Source organism: Streptomyces sp. NBC_01750, from assembly GCF_035918095.1.
Classification (GTDB): domain Bacteria; phylum Actinomycetota; class Actinomycetes; order Streptomycetales; family Streptomycetaceae; genus Streptomyces.
Map to the genome: position 1 here is coordinate 5,508,185 of NZ_CP109137.1, position 11,939 is coordinate 5,520,123.

Below are 11,939 nucleotides of genomic sequence, written 5' to 3' on the forward strand. Positions count from 1 at the left end.
GCCGGGCGTCACAGGGCCAGGCGCCTCGACAGGTCCGAGACGAAGACGCCCCTCGGGTCCGCCTCGGCCCGCAGTGCGCGGAATTCGGGCAGCCGCGGGTACATCTCGGCGAGCAGCTCCGGGCGCAGCCGGGAGTCCTTCGCGAGATAGACCCGGCCGCCCGCCGACGCGACCTCCTCGTCCAGCTCGTCCAGGAACGCGCCGAGGCCCGGCAGCCGGGCCGGGATGTCCAGAGCCAGGGTCCAGCCGGCCATCGGGAACGACAGCCACCCCGGGTCGCCCTCGCCGAACCGCTTCAGCACCGCCAGCGACGAGGGGCAGCCGCGCCGCGAGATGCGCCGCACGATCCGGCGCAGTGCCTCCTCCTGCCCGTGGCCGACGACGAACTGGTACTGCACGAAGCCGCCGCGCCCGTACATCCGGTTCCAGTGCGGGACGCCGTCCAAGGGGTGGAAGAAGGCCGAGATCTTCTGCAGCTCACCGGTCCGCCACAGCGGCGCCCGGCGGTACCAGAACGCGTTGAAGAGCCCGACGGTGGTTCGTCCCAGCAGTCCTTCCGGTACGAAGCCGGGGGCGGCCGGCAGCTGTCCCGGGCGGAATGTGAGCGGCGTGCGCCGCGCGCGCGGAGGAAGCGCGTCCAGCGGTGCGTGCTCCCCGCGGGTGAGAACCGAGCGCCCCAGCGCACGGCCGCGCGCGAGGAGGTCGACCCAGGCGACCGAGTACCGGTAACGGTGATCGGTGGTGCTGAGCCTGTTCATCAAATCGTCCAGGTCCGTGGTCCGTTCGGTGTCGACGGACATCAGCGAGGTCTCGACCGGATGGAGCTGCACTGTCGCCGAGAGGATCACCCCGGTCAGTCCCATGCCGCCCGCCGTCGCGTTGAAGAGGTCGGTGCCCGGGACGACATCAAGGATCTCGCCGTCCGCGGTGAGCAGTTCCAACGACCGCACATGGCGGGAGAAGGATCCTGAGACATGGTGGTTCTTGCCATGGATGTCGGCGCCGATCGCGCCGCCCACCGTGACGTAGCGGGTCCCCGGGGTCACCGGCACGAACCAGCCGAGCGGCAGGAGCACCTCCATCAGCCGGTGCAGGCTCACGCCCGCGTCGCACACGACGAGGCCCGCCTCCGCGTCGACGGTACGGATCCGGTCCAGCGCGGTCATGTCGAGTACGGAGCCGCCCGCGTTCTGCGCCGCGTCGCCGTACGCCCGCCCGAGCCCGCGGGCGATGCCGCCGCGCGCCCCCCACGTCCGTACCGCTGCCGCGGCCTCCGTGGATGTACGGGGCCGCAGCATTCGGGAGGTCGTCGGGGCGGTCCGGCCCCAACCGGTGACGGACACGAAGTCGGCACTGAGCATGCCCTTGACCGTATAGCCGCCTATTGACCAATTGCTCTGTACGTCACCGGACTCGCCGAAATGGGTGATTAAACGAGTGTCATTAAAGATGGGCGTGAAAGTGGGCCGATCGCCGAGAAGAGTCGCCCCTGGCTCATGAGAAGGGGTGGCGAAGGCACATGGGATACGTCGACTGTGCGGCCGCCGACCGGCGGCTGCTGGCGGCGATGCGCGACTGCGGCGGCGAGCCGCGTGTGGCCGCGGTCGCCCGCGCACTCTCGTTCACCGGAGAGCACGGCGCGCTCTGGCTCGTCGCCGGGCTCGCGGGAGCGGCTGCCGACCGGGAGTGGCGCGGGGCATGGCTGCGCGCCACGACCCTGGTGGGCGCAGCCCATCTGGCGAGTATGGGAATCAAACGGCTGGTACGCCGCCCCCGGCCCGAACTCCTGGCTCGTGAGCCCCTCGTGCGCACCGCCGGACGGCACTCCTTTCCCAGCTCGCACGCCGCATCGTCGGCCGCGGCCGCTGTCGCCTTCGGTGCGGTACGCCCCGTCGGCCGCCGGCTGGCGCCGCCGCTGGCTGCCGCGATGTGCGTCTCCCGCCTGGTCGCCGGCGTCCACTATCCGACGGACATCGCCGCGGGTGCCGTGCTCGGCGGGCTCACCGCGGGTCTGGGTGCGGCCTGGATGACGCGCCCCCTCGTGGGAGCCGCGGAACTCGCCTCAGGCGCCTCAGGCGCCTCAGGCGCCGCAGGAGCTGCGGGAGGCGGGCGGGATGACTGAGCGCGGCACCGCGCTGCTGGACCGGCCGGAGCGGCCCACCCCACTTCGGGCCATGAGACTGCCCGTCGGCCTGATCAGGACCGCCCGGCCGCGCCAGTGGGTCAAGAATGTGCTTGTCATGGCCGCCCCCGCCTCCGCCGGAGCGCTGGACTCGCGGCACACCGCCGTCCAACTGGCCGTTGTCTTCGTTCTGTTCACGACGGCCGCCGCGGGCGTCTACCTGATCAACGACGCCCGGGACGCCGGTGCCGACCGTGCGCACCCCGTCAAATGCCGACGGCCGGTCGCCGCCGGGGACGTCCCGGTGGCCCTTGCCCATACCGTCGGCGCGCTGCTTGCCGGCGCCGCGATCGCCGGCGCCGTCACTTTGTGCAATGCCATGACCGGCGCGCTGCTCATCGCGTACCTGTCGATGCAACTCGCGTACTGCATCTGGCTCAAGCATGTTCTCGTCGTCGATCTGGCAGTCGTCAGCACCGGGTTCCTGATGCGCGCGATGATCGGCGGGATCGCGCTCGGCATCCCCCTGTCCCGGTGGTTCCTGATCACCACCGGCTTCGGCGCGCTTTTCATGGTGGCGGCCAAGCGGTACTCGGAGGCCGTGCAGATGGAGGGCGCCAAGGGCGCGACGCGTGCGCTGCTGAACGAGTACACGACCGGATATCTGCGCTTCGTCTGGCAGCTCGCTGCCGGTGTCGCCGTGCTCGCCTACTGTCTGTGGGCCATGGAGAGCGGTGGCGTGGCCGACCGGGCACTGCTGCCCTGGCGGCAGCTGTCGGTGATCGCGTTCATCCTGGCGGTGCTGCGGTACGCGGTCTTCGCTGACCGGGGTACGGCCGGCGCGCCCGAGGACGTCGTGCTGCGCGACCGGGCGTTCGCCGTCATCGGGCTGGTGTGGGCGGCGATGTACGGACTGGCGGTCGCCGATCTGTGAGCGGCCTGCGGATCGGGCCGGATCGGTCGGACCAGTCGGACCGGTCGGATCGGGTCGGCAGGGGCAGTCCTCGCCGCCTGCCTCCGATTCCGGCGAATGGGGACGCTGGTATTCGGTGTGGAGGGTACGCGTACGACATGGACTGGCTGACCAAGCTCCCCGTCATCGGCCCGCTCGTGGCCAGGCTGATGCGCACCCACGCGTGGCGCTCGTACGAGACTCTCGACCGGGTGCACTGGACGCGACTCGCCGGCGCGATCACGTTCATCAGCTTTCTCGCCCTCTTCCCGTTGATCACGGTCGCCGCGGCGACCGGCGCCGCGCTGCTCGACAACGAGCAGCTGGACAAGATGGAGAACAAGCTCAGCGAGCAGGTGCCCGGCATCTCCGACCAGCTCGACATCAACTCCCTGGTCGCCAACGCGGGCACGGTCGGGCTTGTCGCGGGCGCGCTGCTGCTCTTCACCGGCATCGGCTGGATCGGCTCGATGAGGGACTGTCTGCGCGCCGTCTGGGAGCTGGACGACGAGGTCCAGGGCAACCCCGTTCGGCGCAAGTTTAAGGACGCGGGTGTGCTGCTCGGGCTCGGCGCGACCGCGCTCGCCTCGCTCGCCGCCTCCGCGCTCGGCTCCACCACCGTCGGCTGGACCGCCGAGCGGCTCGGCATCGACGAGGGCGGAGCCAGTGGCGTACTGCTGCAGATCGTGGCCCTCGTGATCGCCGTCGTCGCGGACTTCCTGATTCTGCTGTACATGCTGACCCTGTTGCCCGGGGTGCAGCCGCCGCGCCGCCGCCTGGTCGTGGCGGCACTGATCGGCGCGGTCGGCTTCGAACTGCTCAAACTGCTGCTCGGCAGCTATATGAGGGGCGTCGCGTCGAAAAGCATGTACGGGGCTTTCGGCGTTCCGGTCGCCCTGCTGCTGTGGATCAACTTCACCGCGAAGCTGATGCTGTTCTGCGCCGCCTGGACGGCGACACCGAGTGAGCGGAGCGGGCCGGGTGAGCACGGTGGTACGACGGAGACCGTCGGCGGGGCTAACGGCGGCGCAGCGGCCAGCGGCGGTTGACCAGGAACACACCGGCCGCCAGCGCCAGCAGCGCTCCGCCCGTGACGGCGATCGCGGTGCCGACGCCGCCGGCGCCGCTCGTCCCGGCATGCGTCTTCGCCGGAGCGCCGTTGCCGGCCGGCTTCCCGCCGTCGGAGGACGGGGTCGCGGACTTCGGCGGGACCAGTTCGCCGACCGGCTTGACCTTCCCGGCCGCGGCGAAGCCCCAGTCGAGCAGTCGGCCCGCCTCCTTGTAGACGGCCTGGCTCTCCCCGGAGTCCGGGTTCATGACGGTGACGAGCAGCACCTTGCCGTCGCGCTCGGCGACACCGGTGAAGGTCGCGCCCGCGTGCGAGGTGTTGCCGTTCTTGACGCCCGCGATGCCCTTGTACGGAGAGATGCCGGAGTCGCCGGTGAGCAGGCGGTTGGTGTTCTGGATCTCGAATGTCTCGCGCGCCTTGCCCGCGGCCTCCACACCGGGGAATTTGGCGCGTGCGGTGGAGCAGTACTCGCGGAAGTCCTTCTTCTGCATGCCGCTGCGAGCGATGAGCGTGAGGTCGTACGCGGAGGAGACCTGGCCGTTGGCGTCGTAGCCGTCGGGCGATACGACATGGGTGTCGAGTGCCTGCAACTCGTCGGCGTGTTGCTGCATGTCCATGACCGTCTTGGCTACGCCGCCGTTCATCGAGGCGAGCACATGCACGGCGTCGTTTCCGGAGCGGAGGAAGACACCGAGCCACAGATCGTGGACGGAGTACGTCTGCTTCTCCTTGACGCCGACCAGACTACTGCCCTCGCCGACGTCCGCGAGCTCGGCGTTGGTCACCTCGTGGATCTCGTCCTGCGGCAGCCGGGGCAACACGGTGTCCGCGAACAGCATCTTCAGAGTGGACGCCGGTGGCAGCCGCCAGTGGGCGTTGTGCGAGGCCAGCACGTCGCCGCTCTCCGCGTCCGCGACGATCCAGGACCGGCCGCTCACATCCTTGGGCAGGACGGGCGCGCCGGGGCCGAGGCTGACCTGGGTGCCGGGCTTGCCGAGTTGGGCGCCCCCGACGGAGGACATGGCGGCCGGGGGCATCGGCTGTTTCTTCTCTGCCGGGCGGTGTTCGGTGTCCGCGGAAGCGGGCGCGACAGTGAGAACGGGGAGCAACGCGGCGGCAGTGACCGTCAGCGCGGTCTTTTTCAGAGCAGACACGCTCGAAAACGTACATGGCGTTGAGAAAAATGCGCTCATCATCTTAATGACCCGCCGGGGGTGACGCCGGGACAGCCCACCCCGAGGAACCCGGTCGGAGGACGGCGGCGATACTGAGTCCATGAAGCTCAGCCGCCCCGTCTCCTGGTTCCTGCTCGCGTTCGGGGTGTGGAGCTGGTTCATCTGGATCACTTTCGTCAAGAACCTTTGGAAGGACGGTAGCGGGCTCGCCTTCGACGACGCGGGTCACCCGACCGCCTACTTCTGGGTGCATCTGCTGCTCGCCATTACGTCCTTTCTCCTGGGGACGGTCGTCGGCGTGATCGGGTTGCGTGGCGTACGCGCATTGCGTCGTGAAGACGCGCAGAAGAAAAAGGACTAGGGGAGCTACCCGTGGTGGTCGTCGTCCTGCTTGTGGTGGTCGCGGTCGTCGCCGTGCTCGCCGGGGTGCACTGGTACGTATGGCGGCGCCTGGTACGCGACACGACGGCGCGGGGCGGGGCGGCACGCCGGACGGGCACGGTGGCCACGTGGGTACTGCCGTTGCTTTCCGTGGGAGCGCTGGTGTCGGGGCGGGCGGGGGCGCCGTTCTGGCTGCAGCGGGTGCTGGCGTGGCCGGGGTATCTGTGGCTGGCGGTGCTGCTGTATCTGACGCTGGCGCTGGTGGTGGGGGAGGGCGTACGGCTGCTGCTGCTGCGACGGGCACGTGAGCGGCCTTCGACGACGGCGGTGACCGGGGCGAAGTCCCCCGCCCGCCCCCTTCCCGAAACTGTGGGGCAGAGCCCCTGGACCACCGGGCCGACTCCGGCAGCGCCCGCGCGGGGAGAGCCCGGGCATGCTGCCCTCGTGACGACGCCGATGGCGGAGGCGAGCGCCAACCGCACCCTGGCGCACCCGGCGCCCGAGGCGGTCGCCGCCGACCCGCCCGCCGCGCATGGCGCCCTCTCGCGCCGGATGTTCGTCTCGCGGGTTGTCGGCTCGGGCGCCGCGGCCGTTGCTCTGGGGACAGTTGGATACGGCGCCTACGGCGTGCTGCGCGGGCCCCGGGTGAAGCGCGTCACCGTGCCGCTCGCCAGACTTCCGCGCGCCGCCCATGGGTTCCGGATCGTCGTCGTCAGCGACATCCACCTCGGCCCGATCCTCGGCCGCGCCCACACCCGGCGGATCGTCGACACCATCAACGCCACCTCGCCCGACCTCGTCGCCGTCGTCGGCGACCTCGTCGACGGCACCGTCGCCGACCTCGGGCCGGCCGCCGAGCCGCTCGCGCAGTTGCGGGCACGGCACGGGTCCTTCTTCGTCACCGGCAACCACGAGTACTTCTCGGGCGCCGAGGAGTGGGTCGACCATGTCCGCGAGCTCGGGCTCAGGCCGCTGCGCAACGAGCGCGTCGAGATCGCAGGCTTCGACCTCGCCGGGGTCAACGACCTCGCCGGCGAGAGCGAGGGCGACGGGCCCGACTTCGCCAAGGCCCTCGGCGACCGGGACCCGGCGCGCGCCTCCGTACTGCTCGCGCATCAGCCCGTCGTCATCCACGACGCTGTCGAGCACGGCGTGGACCTGCAGTTGTCCGGGCACACGCACGGTGGTCAGCTCTGGCCGGGAAACTATCTTGCGGCCCTGGCCAATCCAACGGTCGCCGGGCTCGAACGCTACGGCGACACCCAGCTGTACGTGACCCGCGGCGCGGGTGCCTGGGGACCGCCCGTGCGGGTCGGAGCCGCCTCCGACATCACCGTCGTACAGCTCGCGTCCCGGCAGGCATAGCCCGGGTTCGGCCGAGGTTGAGCTTGCCTGGGAGCTCAGGGGCGGAGCCCAGGGGCGGAGCTCAGGGGCGGCCGGGTCTTCGGGTGGAGTGAGCCGCTGATGGCGTCGCCCCCTGTGGGACGAACACGTGGGCGGCGGCCGGGGTGTTCGTCATTCCGCGCTACTTCTTGCGGGCGGCGACGGTCTCCGCCATTCCGGGAAGGAAGTCCGTGAACAGCTCGTGCACCTCGCGTACGAGCGGCCGCAGCACCCGGAAACGGGAGAGCGCGACACCGCGCGCGGTGAGCCTGGCGCCGCGTTCGGCGAGGCGTCTACTGCGGGCACGTCCCTCCGAGCGGTCGAAGACCCAGTACAGGACGAGTCCCATCTGGGAGAGCCACATCAACTCGGGGAGAACGTCGGCGAGTTCCTCCGCGACCTTGGCCTTCGAACCGGCGAGGACCTCCCGGTGTACGGCGACAACCGCCTCGCGTGCGTGTTCCGACTCGGGGGAGAAGGGGCTGAGCGGGCTCTCCGGGTCGGCCGCGTTCTTGAAGAACTGGGCCGCGAACTCGTGGTACGGCGCGGCGATGTCCAGCCACGCCTTCAGCACCCCGGCGAGCCGGGCCTCCAGATCCGTCTCCCGGTCGAGCACGGGCCGGACCGCCGCCTGGTGTTCGGCGGCGATCCGGTCGTAGAAACCCTGGACGAGGTGTTCCTTGGAGGAGAAGTAGTAGTACGCGTTCCCCACGGAGACACCGGCCTCCCGGGCGATGGCCCGCATCGTCGTCTTGTCGTAACCGCGCTCCTGGAAGAGACGGAGCGCGGTCTCGAGGATGAGCGTGCGGGTCTGCTCGCTCTTGGGGGCCTTCACTTCTGTCACGGTGTCCGAGCCTAACCGGGGATGGAGCACCGGTCGTCGCAGGGCGTACCGACGGCCGCTCCCGCCGCGGTCGCCTCGCGGTATTTGGCCGCCGCGAGCATCGTGACGCGTACGAAGGGGGCACCCGCCGGAGTGGCGAGCCAGTGGGCCTTGGGCCGGTGCTCGGCCAGGGCCCAGAGGCAGACGATCCAGGCGGCGGGCCCGGTGTAGATCTGGCCCCTGTCCCCGATGACGGTGATCTCTTTGAGGGTTCCGGCGTGGTCGAGACGGGGGTATCTGCGCCGCGCCTCGTCCGACGCGGCGGGCACCAGGTCCAGTGGTACGAGTTTGCGCTGCCGCAGCAGCCAACTCCGCAGGTGCACACAGAGCGAGCACTGGGCGTCGTACAGGACGGTCAGTCCCCGGACCGGGATGCGGGCCTGGGGGCGGACCGGGGTGCCGGCCGGGGTGCCCATCGGGCTCACGCCCCGGCGGGACCGGCGGCGGGTGCGGCCCACGGGCCCTGGCCTGCCTGACCCGTCCAGCCCTGCGGCGGCACCGGCGGCGTCTGCTCGCGCTCCATCACTCCGCGCCGGCGGATCTTGTTGAGGACGTAGACGTTGCCGAGGTGCATCACACCGAGGACGAGGAGCACGACGCCGATCTTCACCGAGAGCGCCTCGAAGAGTCCGCGGGCGTCGGAGACGGCATCGGCGGCCTTGAGGTACAGGGCGACGAAGCCCAGATTGACCAGGTAGAAGCCGACCACCAGAAGGTGGTTCACGGCATCGGCGAGCTTCTCGTTCCCCTGGAGTACGTCGGCGAGGAAGATCCGGCCGTTCCGGCTGAGCGTGCGGGCCACCCAGATGGTGAGCCCGATGCTGATCAGCAGGTAGATGACGTACGCGATAACAGTGAGGTCCATGCCCCACCCTCCCTTGAACGCGTTCAAAAGCTGTTGTGATGGACTGTAGACCTCCTTTTGAACATGTTCAAGCAGGATGGCACCCGAAGGCGCGGCGGCATCGGGGCTCCAACCCCGGCCGGGTGACGCTCTCTTGCGAAGTGGCAGGTCACATGCCGCGGGCGCCGGGCTGTCGCCTGCGTCGATCGCGAGGACACGCTGATCGAGGCGGCGGTCGGGCGGGCGGTCGGGCGCGATGGAACTGCCCGTGGGAACCCCGCTGGGCCCGGCCGCAGGCGGGGCGACGAGAGAACGCATCGCGTCCCGGCTCTCCGGGCCGCCCGCCCGCAGCCGGAGTTGTGCCGGGCCGGTCACTCCCCGGGCCGGAGTTGTGCCGGGCCGGTCACTCCCCGGGCCGGAGTTGTGCCGGGCCCGTCACTCCCCGGGCCGGAGTTGTGCCGGGCCCGACATCTCCTCGGGCCGAAGCCGCCGCTCGTGAACCCCCAGGGCCGGAGCGGCTCGTGCGCTCCCAGGGCCGGAGCCGCTCGTGGTTTTCCCGGGCCGAAGCCGCCGCTCGTGAACCCCCAGGTCCCGAACGGTCGCTCCGGCCCGACCGGCCCGACCGGGCCGCCTACCTGTCGCGCCTCAGCTGAGCCGTGATCGTGCGGTCGGTGATCCGCTCGTCGTCGGCAAGCAGAAACGCCTTCGACATGATCACCGACAGCTGCCCGCCGTCCTCCTCGAAGGGAAGGAAGAGCCGCTCCCCGCTCCCGCCGACCGCCGACCGGTCCACCACGATGCAGAGATAGGCGTCGTTGGGCTCCATCAGGATGTTGCCCGAGCCGAGATGGATCTTGTACGTGCGGAGCTCGCCGCGCACTCGCAGGAAGCGGTCCGTGAGCTCCACGCGGTCCGCGATCCGGGTCCGCGGCAGCAGCCGGGCCAGCGACTCCCGCCGTATCCGCGCCGATTCGCCGAGCTCGCCGAACGCCCAGCCTTCCCAGTACCCGTCGTACGCGCGCTCTTCACCACGGTCCCGCCACTGCGGGTCCGCCCCGATCGACGCGACTCCGACGAACAGGTCCGCGTCCCGCATCGCCTCCGTCAGCACCAGCGGCGGTACGGCAGTGAGGTCGGCCCGCTCCCATGGTCCACGTGCCCCGTGCCGCCGCTCGAAGCGCAGCTGGTCCGTTGAGCACAGGGACGCCGTACCGCCGTCCGACCGCTGCTCGGCCAGCTCGAGATGGAACCGGGCGCGCCAGAACACGCCGTCGGAGGTGTTCAGCTGACCGGCGCGCGGCAGCTCCCGCACCATCTCCGCCGCGTATCCGTCGCTGAAGTACCCCAGGTGGTTGCCCAGCCAGCCGCGCTCCACCATCAGCGCCTTCGCCTGGTTGTAGCGCAGGATGTGGCCGGCGAAGCGGTTGGAGTAGGCGCGCGTCTCCTCCTCGGCCGGGGTGAGCGGATAGACCTCCCGGAAGGCCTGCTTGAACGGCTGACGGAGCTCGCGCTCGGCGAGCTCCTCGCGCCAGATCCGTATCTCGTCGGCGTCGGCGCGCACGGGGTGCCAGAGCCGCAGCACGGCGCTGTCCGTCACCGGGGCCGCCGTGCCGTCCGCCCCGACCAGCACCCAGCCGCCCGCCGTACGCTCAGGCAGTCCGGCGATCCACGGCTCGCCGCCGTCCGCGCTCGTCTCCCAGAGCAGGCCGCGGGCCATCGCGCCGGTCACCGGATGGTCGATGTAGTACCGCTTCCAGTCGCCGGACGCCCACTGGGTGCCCGCCATCAGATGCTCCTCGAGCCGCGCGCGCTCGACCGGCAGGAGCGCGCGCAGCTGCTTCAGCGCGGCGCGGACCTGTGTCAGTTGTTCGCCGAATTCCTCCCGGACCGCCTTCGGCGCGGACTTGAGCACCCGGCCCTGCGGCCCCCGGAAGGAGAGCGTGGCCGTCGCGAAAGCGGTGATCGACAGCACCGCGGTGTAGTCGCCGAGAGGCTCCTCGCGGATGCCGCGGGCATCGAGGCCGACGGACGGCACGGCCCGCTCCCTGAGCATCGACGGCGTGATTCCACCGCGCTCGGCGACAGCCTGCAGGGAGGCGGTGATGCCTTTGAGCACCGTGCGGTTGCGGATCTTGCGCTGGAGCCGGCCGAGCCGGTCGACGGCCTGCTCGCCCTGTGTGCCGCCGAAGGCCGAGAGCACTGCGACCGCGGTCGTGGCCAACCTGCCGCTGCGGCAGTCGCCGCCGGAACCGCCCGTCCCCGTGCCTGAGTTGAGCGCGACCGCGCCGACGGCCGGCACCACCCAGTCCGCCTCGACGTCCGCGGCCGCCCACAACAGCCCGCGCAGCAGCCGGGTGTTGCCCTCCGCCGCGATCCCCCGCACGGTGTACGGGCCGACCCAGGCGGGCGCCGCCACCGAATGCTCCCGCTGCCCCGCCATCCCCTCCAGCAGCGCCCGTACCACGCCGGGACCGCCCTCCGCGCGGTCCAGCAGCGCCGCCGCCTCCTTGCGCCACCGCTTGGTGGCGCGCAGCTTGTCCTGCCCCATGCAGTGCCACAGGAGGTCGTTGACGCCGGGAGCGGCGAGCAGCGCGCCGTGGGCCGCCCGCATCGCGGGTCCGTAATCGTCGAAGGCGTCGAGCAGCTCGTCCGACAGCCCGGTGGCGTCGGGCTCCGTCCCCGCCAGCTCGTCGAGCTGCTCCCGCATCGTCTCGGACCGGACCCCCGCGAACGGCATCCATCGGCGCAGCGACCGCACCAGCCCCCGGTCGTACGCCCCCGCCGCGCGGGCCGCCGCCAGTGCGGGCCCCACCAGCGGCACGAACTCCCCCAACAGGGTGGGCAGATCGACCTGGGCATCCTTGCCGGCCAGCCGCCCGAGCAGCTCGTCGGCCTGCTGCGCGGTCCAGTCGAGCTGCCGCGACGCCATCCAGCCCAGCGCCTCCCGATTGACCTCGTCCGCGCCGCCGTCGATGACGTTCTGGTGGAACCAGAGCGCGGCCTGCCGCTGCTCGGGCTCCTCCAGGGACTCCAGGAGCTCCCGCACCGGCCGCCCCTCGCCCGTGCGCTCCTGCCACCCCGCCTCGTACAGCCGGGTCTCCAGGCCGTCCGTCATCGCCGTCATCGTGCC

Annotated in this window: 11 protein-coding genes; 5 read left to right on the forward strand and 6 right to left on the reverse strand. The window is 71.1% G+C overall.

From position 1 onward, the window contains the following. Positions 1-8: 8 nt before the first annotated feature. Positions 9-1,361 (reverse strand): FAD-binding oxidoreductase, encoded by a 1,353-nt coding sequence (locus tag OG966_RS25075; protein WP_326652089.1) that lies wholly within the window; start codon positions 1,359-1,361, stop codon positions 9-11. A gap of 158 nt (positions 1,362-1,519) precedes the next feature. Here OG966_RS25075 and OG966_RS25080 point away from each other — a divergent pair, with 158 nt between their 5' ends. From OG966_RS25080 to OG966_RS25090, 3 genes are all read left to right on the forward strand, one after another. Next, entirely contained in the window at positions 1,520-2,122 is a 603-nt protein-coding gene (locus OG966_RS25080) for a phosphatase PAP2 family protein (protein ID WP_326652090.1), read from the forward strand. Further along, positions 2,115-3,056, forward strand: a complete 942-nt coding sequence (locus OG966_RS25085) for a decaprenyl-phosphate phosphoribosyltransferase (protein ID WP_326652091.1) — start codon at positions 2,115-2,117, stop codon at positions 3,054-3,056. The genes OG966_RS25080 and OG966_RS25085 overlap by 8 nt, the downstream gene beginning before the upstream one ends. A 137-nt stretch (positions 3,057-3,193) precedes the next feature. Further along, the gene (locus OG966_RS25090; RefSeq protein WP_326652092.1) at positions 3,194-4,123 is read left to right on the forward strand and encodes a YihY/virulence factor BrkB family protein; all 930 of its coding nucleotides are present in this window, start codon (positions 3,194-3,196) and stop codon (positions 4,121-4,123) included. Here OG966_RS25090 and OG966_RS25095 read toward each other — a convergent pair. Continuing rightward, on the reverse strand, positions 4,092-5,297 hold the full coding sequence (locus tag OG966_RS25095) for a D-alanyl-D-alanine carboxypeptidase family protein (protein ID WP_326652093.1): 1,206 nt from the start codon (positions 5,295-5,297) through the stop codon (positions 4,092-4,094). The genes OG966_RS25090 and OG966_RS25095 overlap by 32 nt on opposite strands. 121 nt (positions 5,298-5,418) lie before the next feature. Between OG966_RS25095 and OG966_RS25100 the strand changes: the two genes are divergently transcribed. Both OG966_RS25100 and OG966_RS25105 read left to right on the forward strand, forming a co-directional pair. Next, positions 5,419-5,679, forward strand: coding sequence for an SCO4848 family membrane protein (locus tag OG966_RS25100; RefSeq protein WP_326652094.1), 261 nt, complete (start codon positions 5,419-5,421; stop codon positions 5,677-5,679). Between the two features lie 11 nt (positions 5,680-5,690). Next, a complete protein-coding gene (locus tag OG966_RS25105; protein ID WP_326652095.1) occupies positions 5,691-7,064 on the forward strand; it encodes a metallophosphoesterase in 1,374 nt (457 codons plus the stop codon). Between the two features lie 160 nt (positions 7,065-7,224). Here the strand turns inward: OG966_RS25105 and OG966_RS25110 are convergent, their stop codons facing one another. The 4 genes from OG966_RS25110 to OG966_RS25125 all read right to left on the reverse strand — a co-directional run bounded on the left by OG966_RS25110 (position 7,225) and on the right by OG966_RS25125 (position 11,933). Further along, entirely contained in the window at positions 7,225-7,926 is a 702-nt protein-coding gene (locus OG966_RS25110) for a TetR/AcrR family transcriptional regulator (protein ID WP_326652096.1), read from the reverse strand. 11 nt (positions 7,927-7,937) lie between these two features. Next, positions 7,938-8,381, reverse strand: coding sequence for a thiol-disulfide oxidoreductase DCC family protein (locus tag OG966_RS25115; protein ID WP_326652097.1), 444 nt, complete (start codon positions 8,379-8,381; stop codon positions 7,938-7,940). A gap of 5 nt (positions 8,382-8,386) precedes the next feature. After that, positions 8,387-8,830: a hypothetical protein gene (locus tag OG966_RS25120; protein WP_326652098.1), complete on the reverse strand. Its 444-nt coding sequence runs from the start codon at positions 8,828-8,830 to the stop codon at positions 8,387-8,389. Between the two features lie 610 nt (positions 8,831-9,440). After that, a complete protein-coding gene (locus OG966_RS25125; RefSeq protein WP_326652099.1) occupies positions 9,441-11,933 on the reverse strand; it encodes a DUF4132 domain-containing protein in 2,493 nt (830 codons plus the stop codon). Between the last annotated feature and the right edge of the window lie 6 nt (positions 11,934-11,939).